At 61.1% G+C, this 21,912-nt stretch carries 21 protein-coding genes, 1 pseudogene and 1 riboswitch; of the genes and pseudogenes, 8 read left to right on the top strand and 14 right to left on the bottom strand.

Features of this window, described 5'->3' with window-relative positions; translation table 11 throughout:
- Positions 1–23: 23 nt before the first annotated feature.
- Positions 24–968, bottom strand: a complete 945-nt coding sequence (locus tag AC27VO_RS05855) for a fumarylacetoacetate hydrolase family protein (RefSeq protein WP_488665775.1) — start codon at positions 966–968, stop codon at positions 24–26.
- A 10-nt stretch (positions 969–978) separates the two neighbouring features.
- Here AC27VO_RS05855 and AC27VO_RS05850 point away from each other — a divergent pair, with 10 nt between their 5' ends.
- Together AC27VO_RS05850 and AC27VO_RS05845 are read left to right on the top strand one after the other, a co-directional pair.
- Entirely contained in the window at positions 979–1,239 is a 261-nt protein-coding gene (locus tag AC27VO_RS05850) for a hypothetical protein (RefSeq protein WP_488665774.1), read from the top strand.
- Between the two features lie 47 nt (positions 1,240–1,286).
- Positions 1,287–2,579 (top strand): Glu/Leu/Phe/Val family dehydrogenase, encoded by a 1,293-nt coding sequence (locus tag AC27VO_RS05845; protein ID WP_488665773.1) that lies wholly within the window; start codon positions 1,287–1,289, stop codon positions 2,577–2,579.
- A gap of 49 nt (positions 2,580–2,628) precedes the next feature.
- Here AC27VO_RS05845 and AC27VO_RS05840 read toward each other — a convergent pair whose 3' ends face one another.
- The 8 genes and pseudogenes from AC27VO_RS05840 to AC27VO_RS05805 form a co-directional block, all read right to left on the bottom strand.
- Positions 2,629–3,489: an HpcH/HpaI aldolase/citrate lyase family protein gene (locus tag AC27VO_RS05840; protein ID WP_488665772.1), complete on the bottom strand. Its 861-nt coding sequence runs from the start codon at positions 3,487–3,489 to the stop codon at positions 2,629–2,631.
- A 23-nt stretch (positions 3,490–3,512) separates the two neighbouring features.
- Positions 3,513–3,899 (bottom strand): annotated as a pseudogene (locus tag AC27VO_RS05835) (VOC family protein).
- Positions 3,900–3,957: 58 nt separating this feature from the next.
- Entirely contained in the window at positions 3,958–4,956 is a 999-nt protein-coding gene (locus tag AC27VO_RS05830) for a tripartite tricarboxylate transporter substrate binding protein BugD (protein WP_488665771.1), read from the bottom strand.
- A gap of 111 nt (positions 4,957–5,067) precedes the next feature.
- Positions 5,068–6,432 (bottom strand): MmgE/PrpD family protein, encoded by a 1,365-nt coding sequence (locus AC27VO_RS05825; RefSeq protein WP_488665770.1) that lies wholly within the window; start codon positions 6,430–6,432, stop codon positions 5,068–5,070.
- Between the two features lie 44 nt (positions 6,433–6,476).
- Positions 6,477–7,658, bottom strand: coding sequence for a CaiB/BaiF CoA transferase family protein (locus AC27VO_RS05820; protein ID WP_488665769.1), 1,182 nt, complete (start codon positions 7,656–7,658; stop codon positions 6,477–6,479).
- A gap of 149 nt (positions 7,659–7,807) precedes the next feature.
- On the bottom strand, positions 7,808–8,974 hold the full coding sequence (locus AC27VO_RS05815; RefSeq protein ID WP_488665768.1) for an acyl-CoA dehydrogenase family protein: 1,167 nt from the start codon (positions 8,972–8,974) through the stop codon (positions 7,808–7,810).
- A gap of 71 nt (positions 8,975–9,045) precedes the next feature.
- Complete coding sequence (locus AC27VO_RS05810) at positions 9,046–9,942, bottom strand: HTD2 family dehydratase (protein ID WP_488665767.1); 897 nt, start codon at positions 9,940–9,942, stop codon at positions 9,046–9,048.
- Positions 9,943–10,051: 109 nt separating this feature from the next.
- Positions 10,052–10,321, bottom strand: coding sequence for a hypothetical protein (locus AC27VO_RS05805; protein WP_488666002.1), 270 nt, complete (start codon positions 10,319–10,321; stop codon positions 10,052–10,054).
- On the opposite strand from AC27VO_RS05805, the gene AC27VO_RS05800 reads away from it, so the two are divergent.
- On the top strand, positions 10,221–11,075 hold the full coding sequence (locus tag AC27VO_RS05800; protein ID WP_488665990.1) for a LysR family transcriptional regulator: 855 nt from the start codon (positions 10,221–10,223) through the stop codon (positions 11,073–11,075). The genes AC27VO_RS05805 and AC27VO_RS05800 overlap by 101 nt on opposite strands.
- A 27-nt stretch (positions 11,076–11,102) precedes the next feature.
- On the opposite strand, the gene AC27VO_RS05795 is transcribed toward AC27VO_RS05800, so the two are convergent.
- Positions 11,103–12,476 (bottom strand): hypothetical protein, encoded by a 1,374-nt coding sequence (locus AC27VO_RS05795; protein WP_488665766.1) that lies wholly within the window; start codon positions 12,474–12,476, stop codon positions 11,103–11,105.
- Between the two features lie 85 nt (positions 12,477–12,561).
- Positions 12,562–13,488, bottom strand: coding sequence for a LysR family transcriptional regulator (locus AC27VO_RS05790; RefSeq protein WP_488665765.1), 927 nt, complete (start codon positions 13,486–13,488; stop codon positions 12,562–12,564).
- Between the two features lie 75 nt (positions 13,489–13,563).
- Here AC27VO_RS05790 and AC27VO_RS05785 point away from each other — a divergent pair, with 75 nt between their 5' ends.
- The 5 genes from AC27VO_RS05785 to AC27VO_RS05765 all read left to right on the top strand — a co-directional run bounded on the left by AC27VO_RS05785 (position 13,564) and on the right by AC27VO_RS05765 (position 19,744).
- The gene (locus tag AC27VO_RS05785) at positions 13,564–14,028 is read left to right on the top strand and encodes a PACE efflux transporter (RefSeq protein WP_488665764.1); all 465 of its coding nucleotides are present in this window, start codon (positions 13,564–13,566) and stop codon (positions 14,026–14,028) included.
- A 100-nt stretch (positions 14,029–14,128) separates the two neighbouring features.
- Entirely contained in the window at positions 14,129–15,070 is a 942-nt protein-coding gene (locus AC27VO_RS05780) for an SdiA-regulated domain-containing protein (RefSeq protein WP_488665763.1), read from the top strand.
- Positions 15,071–15,122: 52 nt separating this feature from the next.
- Positions 15,123–15,230: riboswitch (S-adenosyl-L-homocysteine riboswitch) on the top strand.
- A 33-nt stretch (positions 15,231–15,263) separates the two neighbouring features.
- Positions 15,264–18,002, top strand: coding sequence for a methionine synthase (gene metH, locus AC27VO_RS05775; RefSeq protein WP_488665762.1), 2,739 nt, complete (start codon positions 15,264–15,266; stop codon positions 18,000–18,002).
- Between the two features lie 135 nt (positions 18,003–18,137).
- Positions 18,138–18,407 carry a helix-turn-helix domain-containing protein gene (locus AC27VO_RS05770; protein WP_488665761.1) on the top strand — a complete coding sequence of 90 codons (270 nt, stop codon included), beginning with the start codon at positions 18,138–18,140 and terminating at the stop codon, positions 18,405–18,407.
- Between the two features lie 5 nt (positions 18,408–18,412).
- On the top strand, positions 18,413–19,744 hold the full coding sequence (locus AC27VO_RS05765) for a type II toxin-antitoxin system HipA family toxin (RefSeq protein ID WP_488665760.1): 1,332 nt from the start codon (positions 18,413–18,415) through the stop codon (positions 19,742–19,744).
- 9 nt (positions 19,745–19,753) lie between these two features.
- Here AC27VO_RS05765 and AC27VO_RS05760 read toward each other — a convergent pair whose 3' ends face one another.
- From AC27VO_RS05760 to AC27VO_RS05750, 3 genes are all read right to left on the bottom strand, one after another.
- A complete protein-coding gene (locus AC27VO_RS05760; protein WP_488665759.1) occupies positions 19,754–20,425 on the bottom strand; it encodes a hypothetical protein in 672 nt (223 codons plus the stop codon).
- A 350-nt stretch (positions 20,426–20,775) separates the two neighbouring features.
- A complete protein-coding gene (locus AC27VO_RS05755; protein ID WP_488665758.1) occupies positions 20,776–21,168 on the bottom strand; it encodes a hypothetical protein in 393 nt (130 codons plus the stop codon).
- A gap of 155 nt (positions 21,169–21,323) precedes the next feature.
- On the bottom strand, positions 21,324–21,830 hold the full coding sequence (locus tag AC27VO_RS05750) for a copper resistance protein NlpE N-terminal domain-containing protein (protein WP_488665757.1): 507 nt from the start codon (positions 21,828–21,830) through the stop codon (positions 21,324–21,326).
- Positions 21,831–21,912: the final 82 nt, after the last annotated feature.

Raw genomic sequence — 21,912 nt, 5'->3', positions numbered from 1 at the left:
GCCTTGTATGCAGGGGCGACGGACTAGAACTGCCAGCTCACTTCGCCCAAACCGGGAAAGTGCACGCTGGCCTTGTCGCCGGCTTGCACTTCAGGGCAGCCTGTCCAGGTGCCGGTGGTCACGACGGTGCCTGCGGTGACAGTGCCGTAGTGCTGCGTCACGTGCTGCAGCCAGGCCGAGAGCAGCCAGGTGGGATCTTGCAGGCTGTGTGTGCCTGTGAAGGTCTGGGCGGCGTCGTCGTTGATGCGCAAGGTGCAGATTTGCTGGCTCCAGTCGTGCTGGCGCAGCGGTGCAAAGTCTTTCCAGGGCGCCAGTGCCAGCCCGCCGTGGCACTGGCCGTCAGCCAGCAGCGTCAGCGCAGGTGCTTGTGTGCCTTCACGCCAGCGGCTGTCCACAAACTCAATGGCCACGGCATAAGCATCGACCAGTGCGAGGGCGATCTCGGGTGTCAGCGTTGCCGCCTGTTCGGCGGTCACGTCCTGGCCGATGCGCAGGGCAATTTCGCCTTCGACGCCGCGCAGGCTGAAGACCTGGGCTGGGGGCTGGGCTGTGTTGATGGCGGTGTGCACGCCGGGGTCCGGCAGGGGGGCATGCACCAGTGCGGCGTTGCGGTCAGGGCCGCCCGACTTCCAGTAGCGCGGCACGCTGCCAGCGGGCCACCACTTGCGGGCGATGGCCAAGGCGTTTTGGACGGCGCGGGCATCGGCGGGGCTGCTCAGCATATAGGCCACGTCGGCGCCGCGTGCGGAGCGCTCGCCCAGCTTGCGGCACCACCAGAGCGCATCGGCGATCGAATAAGCATCCTGCGGCAGCTGGGGGGCGATTTGGGGCCAGTCGGGCAGGATGTCCTCCGGATCATCCTTGGCCAGCAGGTTCAAACCCAAAGGGGGCTGGTTGGCAAATGGCGAAGGTTGCGCGTTGGGTGCGCAAAAGCCGGTGGAGCAATCTTTTTCGGAGGAGGTCGACATAGGCGCAATCATGGCAAATCTGAACAGCTTTGCGCTGCGCAGGGGTTTGGATGTGGCGCAAACGTGGCGCGTGCCTTATGCAGAGAGCGGGTTTTGCGTTGCTTGTTGGTTTAAATTCATGCGTAATTTTTGTGTAGTTGATGATGAATTAGCGTTTGATGGCGATTTTTTGCAAGAACTTAATTTGTTATGCGAAAAATTTATAGATTTGCAAGCAAGTGGCCTTGGACAGTTGGCAAGCAGCTGCGTACGCTGGAAAAAGCAGCCCTAGCCATGATCTGGCGATGAACCGGGCTGCACCACTTTTCCGAGGTTGTTATGCCTGAACATTCGATGACACATGCTTTGCCTTCTTACTTGAATCCCGACGATGTCGGGCCTTGGGGCACGTACCTGCAACAGGTGGATCGCGTCACCCCCTATCTGGGCTCGCTGGCCCGCTGGGTGGAGACGCTCAAGCGCCCCAAGCGCATTCTGGTGGTGGATGTGCCGATCGAGATGGACGATGGCTCCATCGCCCACTTTGAGGGCTACCGCGTGCAGCACAACTTGAGCCGTGGGCCGGGCAAGGGCGGTGTGCGTTTTCACCAAGACGTCACGCTGTCGGAGGTGATGGCGCTGTCGGCCTGGATGTCCATCAAGAACGCAGCAGTGAATGTGCCCTACGGCGGTGCCAAGGGCGGTATCCGCGTGGATCCACGCAAGCTTTCGAAAGGAGAGCTGGAGCGATTGACACGCCGCTACACCAGTGAAATCGGTTTGCTGATCGGCCCCACCAAAGACATTCCGGCGCCCGATGTGAACACCAATGGCCAGATCATGTCGTGGATGATGGACACCTACTCCATGAACACAGGCTCCACCGCCACCGGCGTGGTCACGGGCAAGCCTGTGGACCTGGGTGGCTCACTGGGGCGGGTAGAAGCCACAGGCCGTGGCGTGTTCACCGTGGGGGTGGAGGCAGCCAAGCTGATCGGCTTGCCCGTCGAAGGCGCGCGCGTGGCCGTGCAGGGCTTTGGCAATGTGGGCGGCACAGCGGGCAAGCTGTTTGCCGATGCGGGCGCCAAGGTGGTGGCGGTGCAGGATCACACGGGCAGCATCTGCAACCCGCAGGGGCTGGATGTGAATGCACTGCTCGAACATGTGCGCACCCAAGGTGGGGTTGGCGGTTTTGCCGAGGCGCAAAGCATGGCCAATGACGATTTCTGGAGTGTGGATTGCGACATCCTGATTCCTGCTGCCCTGGAAGGCCAGATCAACAAGGACAACGCGCAGCGCATTCAGGCCAAGATGGTGATCGAAGGCGCCAACGGCCCAACCACCCCAGAGGCCGACGACATCCTGCACGACAAAGGCGTGCTGGTGCTGCCGGATGTGATTGCCAATGCCGGTGGCGTGACGGTGAGCTACTTTGAGTGGGTTCAGGATTTCTCCAGCTTTTTCTGGAGCGAAGATGAGATCAATGCCCGCCTGGTGCGCATCATGCAGGAGGCATTTTCCGCAGTCTGGCAGGTCGCGCAGGAGAACAAGGTGACCCTGCGTACGGCGACCTTTATCGTGGCGTGCAAACGCATTCTCCATGCCCGTGAAATGCGTGGCTTGTACCCATGATGCCAGTCCGTTGGATGGCGTAAAAAAAAGCGGTCTGTGACCGCTTTTTTTATGGCCGCTGCTGATCCCAGCGATGGCGCTGCAAGGTGCGCTGCGCCAGATGCAATACGGGTGCATCGACCATTTTTCCGGCGACCACACAGACACCACCTTGTGCATCGGCCATGGCTTGGACCACGGTGCGTGCGTGCGCTACGGCCGCACCGTCGGGGGCAAACACCGTGTGCACCCCGGCAATCTGCGCCGGATGAATACACAGCTTGCCGCCAAAGCCCATGCGCAGTGCACGGCGGGTGTCGCTGTCCAGTCGCACGGCGTTGCGGGTGTCTACCGTCACCCCATCCACGGGAGGGGCCAGGCCCGCACGGCGCGATGCCATGACCACAGCCATGCGCATGGGCAGCAGCTCGCCTTCATCCTCGGCGCATTGCATACCGGCATCCACTTGAAAGTCCAGGTGCCCAAAAGCCAGGCGCTGGACCTGGGGGGCCGTGGCCAAAGTGGCCAGTGCATCAATGCCAGCGACGGATTCCACCAGTGCCACCAGCGCGCAGGCCGGTCCTGCCGCCTGGGCAATCTGTGCAAAGTGGGCGGGGGATTCCGCCTTGGGAACCACGGCGCCGGCCACCCCCTGCGCCACCAAGTGTGCGAGGGCTTGGACATCGGCATCCCACCAGCCGGTGCCCGCTGCGTTGATACGTACCAGCAAACGGGCGCGATCGACCGCTGAAAGCGCAGGCACTGTTGCTTCCAGGGTTTGGCGTGCGGTGTCCTTGTCGGTGGGGCTGACAGCGTCTTCCCAGTCTGCAATCACCACATCGGCAGGGCTGGCCAGGGCTTTGCGCAGGCGCTCAGGCTGGTGCGCAGGAACAAACAAAAACGAGCAGGCATTGCGAAGCAAATCAGACATGGCACCAACATTCGGCAGCAGGCTCAGGCCTGCGGCAGGTATTCAGAAATTTCGACCAGATTGCCATCGGGGTCCCGCACATAGACTGAGCGAATCGGGCCGCATGCACCAGTACGCTGCACCGGGCCACATTCAATCGGCACGCCGCAGGTGTCCAGATGCTGCACCACCTGCGCCAGCGGAACGCTGGCGATCAGGCAGACATCCAATGCACCGGGCGTGGGGTGTTCAGCCTTGGGCTCGAATTCGTGGCCCGCAAGGTGCAGATTGATTTTTTGCGTGCCGAAGACAAAAGCCTTGCGGCCAGCAGCAAACGTTTCCAGACGCATGCCCAGCACGGTGCAATAAAAGTGCTAACAGGCATCCGGGTGGCGGGTGGTGAGCACCCAATGGTCCAGATGATCGATCATGGTGTTAAGCGCTGGCTGGGACCACAGGTAGACCCAGCCAGCGCCCGATGTCAATGGCTTACTCGGCAGTCACGCCGGTTTCTTTGATCACCTTGGCCCAGCGCGTCACCTCGGCAGCCAGGTGCTTGCGCAGGCCTTCGGGGGTGGCTTTTTCAGGGGAGACCAGGTCAGAGCTCAGGTCGGCAATCCGCGCTTTCACGTTCTCATCCTTCAATGCCACGTTCAACGCTTCGTTGATCTTGCTGACCACCTCCTGCGGTGTGCCCTTGGGGGCATACATGCCGTGCCAGACCTTCACGTCAAAGCCTTTGAGGCCTTGCTCATTGAGGGTTGGGATGTTGGGCAGCGATGCCAGGCGTTCGGGCGTCGTCACCCCAAACACTTTGGCGCGCTTGCCGTCCTTGATGACGGGGACGGTCTGGGTGGTCTGGTCACACAGCAAATCCACTTGGCCGCCCATCAGATCGTTCATGGCGGGACCGGCACCCTTGTAAGGCACGGTGGTCAGTGTCACGCCCAGCTGGTGCATGAACAGCATGCCGCACAGCTGCGACACCGCACCGATCCCTGCGTTGGCCAGCGACACCTTTTCCTGGTTCTTTTTGACGTAGTCCTGCAGTTCCTGGAAGTTGTTGGCCGGGAAGTCCTTGCGCGACAGCAGTGTCATCGGTACATCTAGCACTTGACCAATCGGTTCGAAATCTTTGATCGGGTCATACGGCAGCTTCTTGTACAGCGCGGGCGCTGTGGCCATGCCCATGTGGTGGATCAGAATGGTGTAGCCGTCGTTCTTGGACTTGGCTACGCGTGCGGGCGCAATGGTTCCGCCTGCACCCACAGTGTTCTCCACCAGCACCGACTGGCCCAGCACCTGGCCCATGGGAACTGCCAGCAAACGCGCCACTACGTCGGTAGGGCCGCCAGCAGAGTAGGGCACCACCAGGGTCACGGGTTTGTCGGGCCAGCTGGCGGCGATGGCATTGCCCAGGCCCAGGCTCAACAGTGCACAAGCACCAATCAGGGTGCGGCGAGTGGTCTGCAGTGTGGTCTTCTTCATCACGAGTCTCCTTGTCGTTTATCCATGAATTGGGGTGCTTCAACACCCTCTACTGGGTTGCTCCCATTGCGGTGCTGCGCAGGCCCCCGCCCGCACAGCACCAGAACTTGATCAGGGCACCAGGTGCCCCACGCGCTCCCATTGCGCGACCTGCCACAGTTGGGTGATGGCCTGCTGTGCATCGGCAGGCGTTACCTGGCTGCCGTAGGCGGACAAACGCAGTGCTTTGTCTGTAATTTCTTCGCGCGACAGGGTGTTGCCCGGGTCGCCCTTGGGTTCATCCACGCGACCATGCAGCGTGCGGCCATCGGTGGTCTGCACCATGACCTTGCCAATCCAGCGCTGGGGGTAGGCGGCATCCACCTCGGCGTCCAGCACCATCTCCACCTTGTCGCGCAGCGCAATGGTTTCGGGTGCCTGAAAGTGCGTGTCAAATTCGGTCAATCCCGCAAAGCCAAAGCGTGCGGCCAGGGTCAGTACCGTGCCCATGGAGAACTTGCTCTGGTGCACGGTGCTGGGGTGGGTGACGGGGCCCAGCACATCGATGGCGCCCTGGTGCACATGGCAGGTCACGCGGGCCAAATCGGTGGGTTGCAAACCGTGGTGTTGCATCACCTGCAGCAAGGCATCAGCGGCAGGGTGGGTGTGGCGGCACGATGCATGCCACTTGAAACTGGTCTCTGCCGTGGCCCAGCGTGTGCCCAGACCATTCGTCAACTTGGCAGGGTTGGCATCGGTACTCATGCCGGCCGCCAGACCTTGTGGGCCAGTGAAAATGTCTTGTGCGCCGGTGAATCCGTCTTTGGCCAAATAGGCCGCCATCAAGCCTGCCGATGCGGCGTGTGCCGTGTGCAGCTGTTTGCTGTCGGCGGCGGTGCGCAAAAACTCCCACAAGCCTGCGGCCTGTGTACCGGCAGAGCCCAAGGCATGCTGCATTTGTGCAGGGGTCAGCCCCAGCAAATGGCCCACGGCGGCTGCCGCGGCCAGCGTGCCTGCTGTGCCTGTGGTGTGGAAAATTTTGTAGTGGCTGCGGCCCAAAAATTCGCCAACCCGAATGCCCACCTCATAGCCTGCTACGCAAGCGGCCATGAGCTGTTCACCCGATGCACCCATGCTTTGTGCCACGGCCACGGCGGGCGGGAAGACCACAGCGGCAGGGTGAAACACCGAGCCGTTGTGCACATCGTCCTGCTCGGCCACGTGCGAGGCTGCGGCGTTGGCCAAGGCGGCCATCATGGGGGATGTGGTGGTGCTTTGGCCAATGACTTCACAAGGGCCCGATGCAGGGCCTTGCGACAGCGCAAAACGGGTAATGCTTTGCACCGGGCGGGCACTTTGGCCAGCCAACACCGAGCCGAACCAGTCCACCCACAAATCTTCTGCTTTGCGTTGCACAGCCTGTGGCACATCGCTCCACTTCAGCGTGGCGGCGAACTGTGCCAAGGGGTGAATGGATACTTGGTTTTCTTGCTTCATTTTGGCCTCCAAGGCATGCAGCACTTGCGCTGACTGCTCTTTATTTATGCGTTGACGGATGCGATTTGCTCGGGACTCCAACCCAGCTCCGCCAAGATGCTGGCGTTGTGCTGGCCCACCGCAGGAATAGCACCCATGCGGTAGTCAAAGGCGCTGTTGACACCGGGTGGCAGCAACGCGGGGACATCACCCACAGGGGTGCCCACGGTGCGCCAGCGCTGGCGCGCCTGCAGCTGGGGGTGTTCCCACAGATCGGCCATTTCGTTTACGCGGGCGTTGGCAATGCCGGCGAGCTCCAGGCGCTCCACCACTTGCGCAGCCGTCAGCGTTGCAAAGGTTTTCACAATCAATGCCTGCAGTGCTTCGCGGTGGGCATTGCGCTGGGCATTGCGGTCAAAGCGTGCATCGGTCGCAACTTCTGATTGCTGCAGCACGGTGTCGCAAAAGGCTTTCCATTCGCGCTCGTTTTGCAGGCCCAGCATCACGGTCTTGCCATCGCCTGCGACAAACGGCCCGTAGGGGTAGATGCTGGCGTGTGATGCCCCGGTGCGCGGTGGTGGCGGCGCACCGTCGTAGGCGTAGTACATGGGGTAGCCCATCCACTCGCCCATGGCTTCCAGCATGGACACATCAATGTGGCTGCCTTCGCCCGTTTTGGCGCGCAGCAGCAGGGCCGACATGATGTTGGTATAGGCGTACATGCCCGCCGCAATATCGGCCACCGAGATGCCCGATTTGCTCGGTGTCTCTGACGTGCCGGTCACCGACAAAAAGCCTGCCTCGCTTTGGATCAGCAGGTCATACGCTTTCTTGTCGCGGTAGGGGCCATCGGCACCGTAGCCGCTGATATCGCACACGATCAACTTGGGGTTGATGCCCTTGAGCGCTTCATACGACAAACCCATGCGCGCTGCCGCACCGGGTGCGAGGTTTTGCACCAGCACATCCGCAGTTGTCAGCAGCTCCAGCAAAGCGGCTTTGGCTTGCGGCTGCTTCACATCCAGCGCCAGGCTTTCCTTGCTGCGATTGATCCATGTGAAGTGCGAGGATTGACCATGCACACGCTGGTCGTAGCCGCGCGCAAAGTCACCCGTGCCGGGGCGCTCTACCTTGATGACGCGTGCACCCAGATCGGCCAATTGGCGTGTGCAAAACGGCGCGGCGACCGCGTGCTCTAAAGAAATGACGGTGATGCCGTCAAGAGGTCTGATGGATGGCTTTGTCATTGTGTTGATCCATGCGTTTACCAGCGGCACGACCCCACTCGGTGACAGCGAGCAAGGGCCGCCCCGCAGCGAGGCTGTCGTTCCCCTGCCTGCATCGCAGTGCGATGCGAGAGCGGGGGGAAGGCGCGCAGCGACTCAGGGGGTGTTCATCAAAACGAACGGGGCAAGCCCAACAGGTGCTCGGCCACGTAGGAGTAGATCAAGTTGGTCGAAATCGGTGCCACTTGGTACAGACGGGTTTCGCGGAATTTGCGTTCCACGTCGTACTCGCAAGCAAAGCCAAAACCGCCGTGGAACTGCAAGCAGGCATTCGCCGCTTCCCAGCTGGCCTTGGCTGCCAGGTACTTGGCCATATTGGCCTGCGCACCCATGTGTTCGTGCTTGTCGTACAGCTCGCACGCCTTCCAGCGCATCAGGTTGGCGGCTTCTAGCTCGATAAAGGTCTCGGAGATGGGGAATTGCACGCCTTGGTTTTGGCCAATGGGGCGGCCAAACACCTGGCGGTCTTTGACGTATTTGGTCACACGGTCCATAAACCAGTAGCCGTCACCAATACATTCAGCAGCGATCAGCGTGCGCTCAGCATTCAAGCCATCCAAGATGTACTTGAAGCCTTTGCCTTCTTCACCAATCAGGTTCTCAGCGGGGATTTCCAGGTCTTCAAAGAACAGCTCATTGGTCTCGTGGTTGACCATGTTCGGAATGGGGCGCACGGTCATGCCCTTCTTCTCGGCTTCGCGCAGGTCCACCATGAAAATCGACATGCCTTCGCTCTTCTTGGTCACTTCGGCCAACGGCGTGGTGCGTGCCAGCAAGATCATGAAGTCGCTGTGCTGAATGCGGCTGATCCACACCTTCTGACCGTTGATGACGTACTTGTCACCCTTCTTCACGGCACTGGTCTTGATCTTGGTGGTGTCGGTGCCGGTGGTGGGCTCGGTCACGCCCATAGATTGCAGACGCCATTCGCCGGTGGCGATTTTTGGCAGGTACTTTTGCTTTTGTTCGGCAGAGCCGTGGCGCAGCAACGTGCCCATGTTGTACATCTGGCCGTGGCAAGCGCCGGAGTTGCCGCCACAGCGGTTGATCTCTTCCATGATGACCGAGGCTTCGGTCAGACCAAGGCCCGAGCCGCCGTATTCCTGCGGAATCAGCGCCGCCATCCAGCCTGCTTCGGTCAGCGCGTTGACGAACTGTTCGGGGTAGGTGCGTGCCTCATCCACCTTGCGGAAATACTCGTCCGGAAACGCCGCGCACAGGTCGCGAATCGCGTCGCGGATTTCGTGGTGGTTGTTCGATTGAGTCAACTCGATCATCTGTGTCTCTTCAAAGGTTTTTGGCTTCTAGCGCTGATGTAGCAAGCGCTAGCAGCTCTTGTTTTCGATATTTAGGCCAACGTGGCAGTGGCTTGCATGGTCAGCCAGCCTTCGTGGTCTTGGGCCCACAGCTCCATGGTTTTGCCATCGGCCGATGGCTTGCCATGCACGCTGAAGCTGTGCAAATCAAACGTGGGGCGCACGGCCTTGAAGGCAAAGCTTTGCAGCTGTGCGTGGGGCACGCTGCGGCGCACCAAATCGACCAGCAACGTAGCAATCAGCGGGCCGTGCACGATGAGGCCCGGGTAGCCTTCCACCTCGGTCACGTACTTGCGGTCGTAGTGAATGCGGTGGCCGTTGAAGGTCAGCGCGGAGTAACGGAACAGCAGCACGTCATCGGGCGTAATCACGCGGGACCATTGCTGCTGGCCATCTAGCGGTGGCGTTTGTGGGGCAGGCGCAGCCTCACCGGGCTGGGCGGCAGCGCGGTAGACGATGTCGTGCTCTTCCGTCAGGCACAGGCCATCGGCATTGCCAAAGCGGTGCTCCACCTGCACAAACAGCAGCTCGCCCGTGCGGCCCGCTTTGTGTTTGACGGACTGGATGGTGGACACGCGTTCCACGTCTTGGCCCACTTGCAGCGGGTTGGCCGTTTCCCAGCGCAGGCGGCCCCCGGCCCACATGCGGCGCGGCAGGGGAACGGGCGGCAGGAAGCCGCCACGTTGCGGGTGGCCGTCTTCACCAATTTCGCTTTGGCGGGCATGGGGCAAGAAGTACAGCCAGTGCCACAGCGGTGGCACGGTGGTGCCGGGCACAGGGGGGGCATCGTCACGGTCCAGCGTGGCCGACAGCGCGCGCAGTGGGGCTGGGGTGATCAGGTCGGCGGTGGTGTCGCTGCGGCCTTGCCAGGTTTGCAGGTGGGCCAGCTGGCTGGCATCGATCTGTGGGGAGGACGGGGTTTCGCTCATGGCCAAAGTCTTGCTTGAGAGCCGCGCACCCCCGCCGGGATCGGTGCTGGCCTTCGCACGCCACATCGGCGATGGGCGGGGTACAGCCAGCGGCTCTGGTTCCAGAAAGTCAGACATTGCTGACATGTGTTTGCCAGGCATCTTGGGTGGCACACAGGCTTTCTACAATCACAGCTTTTGCAAGCAAGCCTTCGGTTTTCCAAAAGGCTTGGTCTTCTCCGTAGAAACCCGAATCGCTGATGAAGCTCGAATTGAAAGACTTTTTGCTCTTTGTACAGGTGGCCAAAACAGGGAGCCTGACAAAGGCAGCAGAGCAATGTTTCCTGTCTTTGGCGGCCACCAGCGCCCGCGTCAAGGCGATGGAGGAAGAAGCGGGCATGCCTTTGCTGATTCGAGAGGCTCGCGGGGTGCGGTTGACCCCGCCGGGCGAGGCATTTCTGTTCCATGCCCGCGCCATGCTGCAGCAGGCGCAGCAGTTGGAGGCTGATCTACAGGAGTACGGCGCTGGCCTGCGCGGCCATGTGCGGGTGTTCGCCAACACCACGGCGGTGACCGACTTTTTGCCGGACATCCTGGCGGCTTATCTGACCGAGCACCCGCACATCAGCGTGGATCTGCAGGAGCGCTCCAACGCGGTGATTGCTTCGGACATTCGCGAGGGCCGGGCCGACCTCGGCATCATCGCTGGCGAGGTGGATACGCACGGCCTGACCAGCACGCACTTCAGCACCGACCGGCTGGTGCTGGTCACCCCCGCTGCGCCGCGCTGGCAGGGTGTGCAGTCGCTGGGCTTTGCTGAGGTGCTGCACGAGCACTTTGTGGGCATGCACCGCAGCAGCACGCTGCAGAGCTTTCTGGGCAATATTGGCCAGCAGCTGGGTCACACGCTGAAGCTGCGCATTCAGCTGGCCGGTTTTGATGCCATGTGCCGCATGGTGGCAGCGGGCGTGGGCATTGCCGTGGTGCCCGAAAGCGCCGCCCAGCGCAGCCGCAGCATGGCGCATTTGCAGCAGATTGCGTTGACGGACAGCTGGGCCGTGCGCCAGCGCTACATGCTGGTGCGCGAAGGTGCGCCGGTGGCCAGCCATGTGCAGGAGCTGATTCAGGTGGTGCAGCACTACCACCAGAAGTAGTTGCGGCCCGGTGGCGCTACCGGGCCGTCAGAGCTGAGCTGCGCGGTGGGCGCGGTCGACCGACCACTGGTGGTTCATTTCTGCGCAAAACGGCTGGGCACAGATGGCGCGGCCTTGGTATTGGCAGCCTGCACGGTTGCAGAAGTTCTGGTTGTGCTCATTGGCATTGCGGGGCTGCTTCTTGCCGTTTCCATCGGCTTCGTTTTGCATCATCAGCACCCATGGGTCGGTGGCCTTGCTTTGCAGCATGGCCTGCACATCCTGCGGCAGCATGTGGCCGGGCAAGTACACGGAAGCCACTTGCGCGCTTTGCACGGCTTGGGCCAGCGGTTGAAACTCCAGCGCCAAGATGGCACTGGTGCGCATGGCCTGCGCAGCGGCTGCAGCGGGGGAGCCGGGCAGCGCTTGCGGCTGCATGACCAGCCCCATGCTGCTGCTTTCCAGCTGCTGCACACTGCCCGCAAAGGGCAGTTGCAGCATGCCACCCAAACCGCCGCGGGCAAACCCTGTGGCAAACGGCATGGGCGTTGCGGCAAAGCCAATCGGGCTGGCAGGGGCTGGCGTGGCGCCCCCCGCATTGGACAGCGCACTGCCCAGTGCCGCTTGTGCCTGTGCCCACGCCACGGGCACGCGCAAGGTCAGCGTAAAGCTGCGCTCGCCATCGGCGGCCTGCACCGTGCCTTGCTGCACCAACCAGTTTTGCAGCGCGGGCAGCTGCACCTGGGCTTTGTCTGCTGCTGCAGCCATGGCCGCTTGCGGCGTGTTGGCCACCAAGGCCGGTGGCAATGCACCTGCGACAGCAGATTGCCCTGCCATCTGCAGCACAGCGTTGGCCAATGCCGTGGGCCACGCTTGTGCGCTCACCAACTGCTGCGGCACGGGCTGTGCGGCCGTCGCCTGTTGCAGCAAATGGCTTAACAACGTTTGCAGCTGGGGGCTGACACCGGCCGTGGGCCAGTTGGCAGGCACCGCGGTGCTGCCAGACTGGATGTGGTTGACCAAGTTGGCCACCAGCTGGTTAAAGGCTTCCAGCTTCACCACCTGCTGGGCCTGTGGGGAGAGGTTCACGCTGCTGGAGAGTGCTGTCTGCGCGGCCGCCACGATCTGTGCCACGGGCGCGGTGCTGGCGACGGCTTGGGTTGATGCCACGGCAGCCACAGCTGCTGCCGTAGTGGCAGGGGCTGCAGCACGTGCAGCCGAGGGGGCGGCGGGCGCAGGCGTGTTGTGGGCACTGCCCGCCGCGCTGCTGGTGGCTGTGCTGGAGCCGCTGCCTGCACCCGCTGCGGCCGCAGAGGAGGCAAAGTTTTGCCCGTGGCCCGCAGTTGGGGCATCCGGCGTTGGCGTGACGCTCACGGGCAATGACGCGGGCAGTGCGGCAGAAGGTGGAATGGCTTGGCTCACGGGCAGACTGTAGAACAAAACGGCAGGTACGGCCACCGCATAGACTGTGTAGTTTTGATAGCTATCGGCGCTTTATGTGCCTGCCTTAAAGGCTTTTTTCTTGAATGTCTGGGGTGGAGGTGCGTGACTGCAGCTGCTGCACAAAGCACTGGGCAGCCAGGCCCAGGGGGCGTTCTTTGGACCACACCCAGTCGACAAACAACTTGGTCCCATTGCTGATGTTGGCAAAGGGAATGCGCAGCAGCTCGCCGCTTTGGATCTGGGGCTCCACCAGGCTTTGCGGCAGCCAGCCCCAGCACAGGCCCGAGGCAATCAGCGCACGGGCGCCGCCGTGGCTGTCGGCACGCCACAGGTGGTGGGAGAAGACAAAGCGGGCATCGGTCAGCGCCAGATCACGGCTGGCCACCAGCACCTGGCGGGCTGCGGCCAGCTGGGCCATGTCGATGGGGGCGGGCGTACCTGCTGCCCGCTGTGCGCACAGCGGGTGGCGCGGGGACATGACGGCGACCAGCGTTTCATGGCCGTGCTCGCGAAAGTCTTCGCGTGCGTCGATGGCTGGGCGCTCAAACACCAGCGCCAGCTGCGCACGCCCGGCGTGCAGCAGCTTGAGCGCATCGTCCTGCGGGGCGGCCAGCACTTCCAGTACCAGCGACGGGAATTGCGCCACCACGGCACGCAGGTCTTCGGCCCAGTCGCTGGCCAGCAGCTCGGGTGCAATGGCCAGGGTGAGGCGTTTTTCCAGCCCTTCGTGCAGTGCCAGCGCCTGCTGGTTGAGCTGCTGCAACTGCTGCGCCAGCAGGCGCGCCTGCGGCTCCAGCGCCTGGGCTGCAGGGGTGGGGCTGGGTTCACGCCCGCTGCGGTCAAACAGCTTCAGGCCCAGCTCGGATTCCAGCTGGCCGATGGCCATGCTCACAGCAGAGGGCACTTTGCCCAGCCTGCGCGCCGCAGCCGAGAAAGAGCCCGTGTCGAGCACGGCCAGAAACAGTGGAACTTGTTCGGGAGGAAAGGGCATGGTGAGCAACCTATCAGAAAAACTGAAAGAACCTAACTTTCACCGTCAATTTTCTGCACATAAACTTCCGCCCCTATGTCCGTACACACATCCCAGGCCGTGGGCCTGCAGGGCCCCAAGCGCCGCGTCGTTTTCGTGGGCCTTTATGAGCTAATTGCCGTCGCTGTCTCCAGCGCATTGTTCATGGCCACAGGCCAAGAGGCCGGGTCATCCGGCGTGATGGCCGTGGCCGCCTCGACCATCGCCATCTGCTGGAACCTCACGTTCAACTGGCTGTTTGAAAAATGGGAGCTGCGCCAGGCCAAGAAGGGCCGCTCGCTGCTGCGCCGCATCGTTCATGCCGTGGGTTTTGAAGGTGGCATTGCCGCCATGCTGATTCCGCTGATGGCCTGGTGGTTTGGCATTTCGCTGTGGCAAGCCACGGTGATGGAGGCGGGCCTGTTGGTGTTCTTCATGGTCTATACCTTCGTCTTCAACTGGTGTTTTGACCGCATCTTTGGCTTGCCCGCATCGGCGCAAGCGGTGGGTGTGGCGGTTTAAACCCAGCACCTAAAGGGAGATTGATTGGCGACGCAGGCCCACGGCAATCGCGTGCCTGTGTGGCCTTGTGGCCGCTTGTGTGCACCGCACAATCGGCCGCATGAAAAGTGGAAAGTGCCGGTGGGCGGTTGCAGCAGGTATCGCCGTGCTGGGGGGAATGGCGCTGTGGAGCGCATTTTTTTATGGGCCTTCGGCCCTTTTTTATGTGCTCCAGCAGCAATTGCAGCCCGTACCAGCGGCCGAGGGGTCGATGGGGCTGTCGCACTACCGTGCCGTGGTGCGGGCCAAACCGCTGGCAGGCATGCACCGCAACCTGTCGGGCCTCACGTTTGACGCCAGCACGGGAACGTTGTTTGGCATTGCCAATGCGCCTTCGCGCATCGTGCAGCTGACCACCGACGGCGAGGTGCTGCGGGTGATGCCCGTGCACGGCGGCAAGGACACCGAAGGCATTACCCACCTGGGTGGCAGCGATTTCATGGTGGTGGACGAAAAGAAAAACACCCTCTGGCTGATTGAGATTACCCCGCAGACGCAGGAGATTTCGCTCGAAGGTGCCCCCCACCTGGCACTGCAGCTGGACCCCTTGCACAAGAACCTGGGCATTGAGGCACTGTCGTGGAGCGAGCGCAACCAGACCCTGTGGGTGGGTCAGGAAAAGTGGCCCATGCACGTGCTGGAGCTGGCCGGTGCCGCCCCCGCGCAGCAGGCCGAGCTGGGGGCGCAGCACCTGGCCTTGCACCCGGTGCGTGAGTGGGACAGCCATGGCTTTGCCGGGTGGCTGATGCGTGATCTGGCCTCGATGACGCACATGGAAGCCAGCAATCACCTGCTCATGCTGAGCCAGGAATCGGGCGTCGTGGTGGAGTACACCGTAGACGGGGAGCCGCTGAGCATCCTGCCGTTGTGGCGGGGCCTGCAGGGGCTGAAGCAGGCCATTCCCCAGCCAGAGGGGATGACGGTCGACCCGCAGGGCCATCTGTATATCGTCTCTGAGCCCAACCTGTTTTATCGCTTTGAAAAGCAGGTGGAGCCCGAGTAAGAAGACCACCGCCGCGTCAGGCGGAGGCGCACGCACTTAAAATCCCCTGCTTCGCCCCAAGGAGCGCTGCAGCAGGCCGGTTGAATTGCAACCCGCCTGTCAGGCTTGGGGCCACGGCAGGCCATGGCCCGCCGCACGCATGCAACGGCGCTCACCTGTTTTGTATCCCTTATTGTTTCCACAGGTGAGTGCGATGACTGTTGCTGCCCCCGTTTCTATTCCGCCCATGCGTCTGTCGGGCCTGGAGCCCGTTTTTATTGGCGATGACACCTTGTTCGTCAACGTGGGCGAGCGCACCAACGTCACCGGCTCCAAAGCCTTTGCTCGCCTGATCCTGAACGAGCAGTACGAAGAAGCGCTGGCCGTAGCCCGCCAGCAGGTGGAAAACGGCGCGCAGGTGATCGACGTGAACATGGACGAAGCCATGCTGGACAGCAAGGCTGCCATGGTGAAGTTCCTGAACTTGATGGCGTCCGAGCCCGATATCGCCCGTGTGCCGGTGATGGTGGACAGCTCCAAGTGGGACGTGATCGAAGCCGGTCTGCGCTGCCTGCAGGGCAAGGGCATCGTCAACTCGATTTCCATGAAGGAAGGCGTTGACGAGTTCAAAAAGCACGCCAAGCTGGTCAAGCGCTACGGCGCGGCCGCCGTGGTGATGGCGTTTGACGAAAAAGGCCAGGCCGACACCTATGCCCGCAAGACCGAGATCTGCGAGCGCGCCTACCGCATCTTGGTCGATGAAGTCGGTTTTGCACCCGAAGACATCATCTTTGACCCCAACATCTTTGCCGTGGCTACGGGCATTGAAGAGCACAACAACTACGGCGTGGACTTCATCGAAGCCACACGCTGGATCAAGCAGAACCTGCCGGGCGCCAAGGTGTCTGGTGGTGTGTCGAACGTGTCGTTCTCGTTCCGCGGCAATGACCCCGTGCGCGAAGCGATTCACACCGTGTTCCTGTACCACGCGATTGCGGCGGGCATGGACATGGGCATCGTCAACGCCGGCATGGTCGGCGTGTACGACGACCTGGAGCCCACCCTGCGTGAGCGTGTGGAAGACGTGGTGCTGAACCGCCGCCCCGACGCTGCCGAGCGCCTGCTGGAAATTGCCGACCAAGCCAAGGGCAATGCCAAAGACGACAGCAAAAAGCTGGAGTGGCGCGGTACGCCCGAGCACCCCAAGACCGTGGGCGAGCGCCTGTCGCATGCGCTGGTGCACGGCATTACCGATTTCATCACCGAAGACACTGAAGAGGCTTACCAAGGCATTCTGGCCAAGGGTGGCCGCCCGCTGCACGTGATTGAAGGCCCGCTGATGGACGGTATGAACGTGGTCGGTGACCTGTTTGGCGCGGGCAAGATGTTCTTGCCGCAGGTGGTCAAATCTGCCCGCGTGATGAAGCAGGCCGTGGCGCACCTGGTGCCTTACATCGAAGAAGAAAAGTGCCAGCAAGAAGCTGCGGGTCTGGACGTGTCCAGCAAGGGCAAGATCGTCATCGCCACCGTCAAGGGCGATGTGCACGACATTGGCAAGAACATCGTTACCGTGGTTTTGCAGTGCAACAACTTTGAAGTCATCAACATGGGCGTGATGGTGCCCTGCCACGAAGTGCTGGCGAAGGCCAAGGAAGTCGGTGCCGACATTGTGGGCCTGTCTGGCCTGATCACCCCCAGCCTGGAAGAGATGCAGTACGTGGCGGGCGAGATGCAGAAGGACGAATACTTCCGCAGCCGCAACATTCCGCTGCTGATCGGTGGCGCGACCTGCTCGCGCGTGCACACCGCCGTGAAGATTGCGCCTAACTACGAAGGCCCCGTGGTCTACGTGCCGGACGCTTCGCGCTCGGTCAGCGTGGCGCAAAGCCTGCTGGGCGAAGGCAAAGACAACTACCTGCATGAGCTGAGCGCCGATTACGACAAGGTACGCACCCAGCACGCCAACAAGAAGAAAACGCCGCTGTGGGATTTGGCAAAAGCCCGCGCCAATGCAGCGGTGGTCGAGCACGCCCCCGTGGTGCCCCGAGCGCTGGGCCGCCGCGTGTTCCAGAACTTTGATTTGGCCGAAATTGCCGAGTACATCGACTGGGGCCCGTTCTTCCAGACCTGGGACTTGGCCGGCCCTTACCCCGCCATCCTCGATGACGAAATCGTCGGCGAGCAAGCGCGCAACGTCTTGGCCGATGCCAAGGTCATGCTCAAGAAAATCATCGAAGGCCGCTGGTTGCACGCCAATGGTGTGATGGGTCTGTTCCCCGCCAACCGCGTGGGTGATGACATCGTCTTCTACACGGATGAAAGCCGCACCACCGAACTGATGACCTGGTATGGCATGCGCCAGCAAACTGAAAAGCAGGCGGTGGATGGCGTGATGCGCCCCAGCCGCTGCTTGTCAGACTTTGTGGCCGCCAAAGACAGCGGCGTGGCCGATTACGCAGGCCTGTTTGCCGTAACCGCCGGTATTGGCGCAGAGAAGAAAGACAAGGAATTTGAAGCCGCTTTGGACGATTACAGCGGCATCATGTTCAAGGCCCTGGCCGACCGTTTGGCAGAAGCCTTTGCCGAATGCCTGCACGCCCGTGTGCGCAAGGACTTGTGGGGCTACGCGGCCGATGAAAACCTCAGCAATGAGCAGCTCATCAAAGAGCAGTACCAGGGCATTCGCCCCGCGCCCGGCTACCCTGCATGTCCCGACCACACTGCCAAGATTGACCTGTTCAAGGTGCTGCAGGCCGAAGAAATTGGCATGACGCTGACCGAGAGCCTGGCCATGAACCCCGCATCCAGCGTGAGTGGTTTCTACATTGGCAACCCCGAGGCGACTTACTTCAATGTAGGCCAGATTGGGGAAGACCAATTGGCCGATATGGCAGAGCGCCGTGGCATGGGCATTGAGGAACTGCGCCGTTTCTTGGCACCGAACCTTAGTTAAAGGTCTAACTGCGCTTGTGCATCAAGGCCACGCTATGCGTGGCCTTTTTACATTCCTTAGTTTGTATTTTACAAATACAAGGTATAGTTTGTATAAATGAAATACAGCTTTTGGGTTGTATCAGCAGGAGATGTTATGGATGAATTTGTCGTTCGCACATCCGATCAGCTTTCACCACTCCTCAGGGCATTTCGCAAAGAGGCCAAGCTGACGCAAATAGATGTGGCACAGCGAATGGGGGTGACCCAGCAAACCGTGTCTGCGCTGGAGCGCAACGCCGAAGCGGTCAGCGCACAGCGTTTAACGCAGCTGATGAATATTTTGGGTGTGGAAGTCGTGTTACGTAAAAAGGCTAAGTTGAGCAAACAAGAAGACACATCTTCTGACACGGAGCTAGATTGGTAACCGCCATGCGCAAATCCAGCAAAGCTTTAGACCTATGGATGAATGGTTACCAAGTGGGGACTTGGAGCATTGAAACCGGGGTGGATGTGCTGCAGTACGACAGCCAGTGGTTGAAGAACAAACTCGGTCGGCCACTCTCTTTATCTCTACCTTTTACGCCCGGCAATCTGCCCCACAAGGGGGAAGCTGTACGTTTTTACTTTGAGAACTTACTGCCGGATCACCAAGAGGTCAGAGAGCGCGTGGCACGGCGCTACAAGCTCAAAACAGCGGATACCTACGCCTTGTTGCGCGAAGTCGGGCGTGACTGCGTTGGCGCTTTGCAAATTCTGCCTGCAGGAGAAGTGCCTTCACGCGATCAGCGTGTGGTGTTTGAACGGATGAATGCCGCACAAGTGGCGGCGCATATTCGCTCGATTGCGCAAGCGGGCCCTGTCGGTTGGCAGCCTGATGAAGAGGCACCATTTCGTATCTCGATTGCTGGAGCACAAGACAAAACCGCTTTGCTGTACTGGAATGGCCAATGGGGCTTGCCGCAAGGCGCAACGCCCAGCTCTCATATTTTGAAACCAGCGCTGGGCGTGACTGGCGGCCAGCAAATTGATATGAGCGATTCGGTCGAAAACGAATGGCTCTGCGCACAGATTCTTGCGGCCTATGGTTTACCTGTCGCTGACTGTGAAATTCTTACGTTTGAAGATCAAAAGGTGCTGAGTGTGCGGCGCTTTGATCGGCGTGAGTGGCAAGGCGATCAACTCATGCGGCTACCACAAGAGGATATGTGCCAAGCCACTGGCACATCGCCGGCACAAAAGTATGAATCAGACGGTGGGCCGGGAGTGGAAGCCATCATGAAACTACTGGACAGTTCCTTAAAGCGCGAGCTAGATCGCTATCACTTCTTCATGGCACAGCTGCTTTTTTGGATGTTGGCTGCCATTGATGGTCATGCCAAAAACTTCAGTTTGTTCATCAGACCAGAAGGTCGTTATGAAATGACGCCGCTGTATGACGTGATCTCTGTGCATCCTTACATGGGCAAAAAAGCGCACCAACTGCAGCCTAAGCGTGTGAAGCTCGCTATGGCGGTTCGCATGAAGAATCCACACTGGCTGGTGCACACCATTACTCGCCGCCACTGGCTCGAACTGGGGCAGCGGTATGGCATTCAGTCGCCTAAAGGCTATGGCATGGATGAATTGCTGAGCAAGGTGGTCGAACACACGCCGCATGCCATCGCTACCGTGCAAAAAAAGTTGCCAGCACATTTTCCTGAGACAGTATCTGCGCCAATCTTTACTGGCTTGCAGCAGGCTGCGCAGCGTTTGGCTGGGTGAAATACCACATCAAAGCGGTTCCGTGACCACCGGATAACAAGCCTCACCCCATGCCGCTTCCGGATGGGCCATCATGATGTCCACCACCACGGGCACGATCTGGCCCATGAGGTTGTCGCAGTCCACCACCTGCGCGCGGTTGGTTTTGCCATTCCAGGTGGCGCCGCCGTGCATCAGCTGGTTGCGCAGGGTGTAGATGCGCTGAAAGACCAGCGCCAGCAGTTCGGGCGTGTGGCCCTGGGCCAGCAAGATGGCGGCTTTGCGCTTGCCAGCGGCCAGGCGTTCTTGCCAGGTGGCTTCGTCGATCTCGCCGCGCTGAAAGCTCCACAACGATTCAAAGACGTAGGGGTTGTCCAGCAGCACGCGGATGGGGCCGCTGAAGGTGTGCCAGACCAAATGGTCCAGCTGTTTGCCACTGTCCAGCGCGTGCAGCTTGCGCAAGAAGGCGTTGAAGCTGTCTTGTTCGCTCAGGCGCTGGTGCGCAGGGATTTCTTGGGCATACGCGGCGTTGAACGCAATCCACAAAAAGACAAAGCGCGCGTCCGGGTCGTACTCGGGGTCACAGACAGCAGCGCGCTGCAGCCAGCTGAGGGCGCGGTGCACGCGCAGGTTCAGCGCTTGCGGCATGGCATCGCGCGTGGCGCGGTGGCGTTTTTTGAGTTGTGCGTGGATGGCCTGCATGTGTCTCCCCCCAGCTTGTTATGTGTATGGGGGAGCAGCTTAGGCGCAGAGTGGTGCAGTGCGCAATGACTTTGCGCACGGGGGCGCTCAAGGTGTGTGGTGCGCGCTGCAAGGCGTGGTGCCGTCTTTGCAATCCATAGCAGTCAGCCTAGGTGCAGCAAGGGCTAGGTGGCGAAAATGGCCTAAAGCGTACCAAACGCTGTGCAGCGGTGGCGGGCACAGACCAGCGTCGCCCCGCCAGATGACTGGGGCGCGTGCGCAGCTGCTGCCGTGGGTAGGGGGGGCAGAGTGTGTGAAAAAAAAGGAGCTGCCAGCGCTTGTTGCATAAGGGCTAGCAGCTGATTGGGCTGTTAGTTGGACAGGCTCACCGGGCGAATGTCGATGTTGCCGTATTCGTCGTGGCGGCCGGTGGTGGAGACCACGTGCTCTTTGTGCTGGTCTTCGATCACGTAGTAGATGGGGTTCTTCGTGTCTTTGCGCACTGACAGCTGCACGTCATACACGCGCTTGCCGCTGATGATGACGCCCTTGGCCTTGGGCTGGTCCGGCGGGAAGATCAGGCAGGTGTGGCCGGTCAGGTTGCCTTGCGCGCACTGCGAGGTGCCGTAGAGCTTGGCCGGTTGGCCCAGGTACTGAATGTCCACACCGGGGGGGAACATCAAGGTGTCCTCCAGCGGAGATTCGTCAAAACAGCCTGTCAAAGCAAACGTGGCAGCAAGCACCGCCAGGTGTGGAAATCGCATGAACTTCTTCTCTCGGCAAGCGGGGTGGTGGGCCTGTGGGTCAGGATTTCACCCGGTAAGGCGTGGGAAATCACGCCGGAGCCTGAAAGTGTAGCGATTGTTACCAATTGAAAGCTGATGGGGCTCAAGTTTTTTCGCCGGCCTGGGTACAGGGATTAGCTGGCGGGCAGGCTGGTCTTGCGCAGGCGGTACATCTGGCTGGGATTGAGCGCCGCACCGGTGGCGCGTTCGCGCATTTCAATCCAGCCTTCGGAGACAAAGAAGCGGTAGGCAATGGGTTCTTGCGCATTGCGCTGCAGTGCAATCTGGCTGCCTCCGCTGGGCTCAAAGCGGAAAGGGCCGCTGTAGGTGGTGGGTGGCGCTTGGTCCAGATCGCCGCCCATGCGCCGCTCACGCACCACGGCGGTTTTGTTCTCGCGCAGCTGCACGCTGATGGCAATGCCAGGGCAGCCGTTGCAGGGCAGCAGGGCCTGGTAGGTGCCGGCCCAGTCGAGCATGGTCTCCGGGGTGTCGCCCTGCAGGGCAGGCTGCGCCAGCGTGTCAATGCGGGGTGGCGGCACGTTTTCGGTGACGGGGCGGCTGGTGCACGCGGCCAGCAGCAGGGTGCAGGTGGTGAGTGCGGCAAGGGCAGGCAGCTGGAGCAAGGGAGCGCGGTGTGGCATAGGTGGGCGTCTCGATAGCATTTGTCAATCCGTTGACGATGCATGCTAGAGAGCGTGTGTAATGTGCCAAGCGCACAGCGTT

The sequence above is a fragment of the Comamonas sp. 14P8.1.4 genome (genome assembly GCF_057799285.1).
The sequence above is the reverse complement of the archived record's forward strand: the minus strand, read 5'-3'. Positions and strand labels throughout refer to the sequence as shown.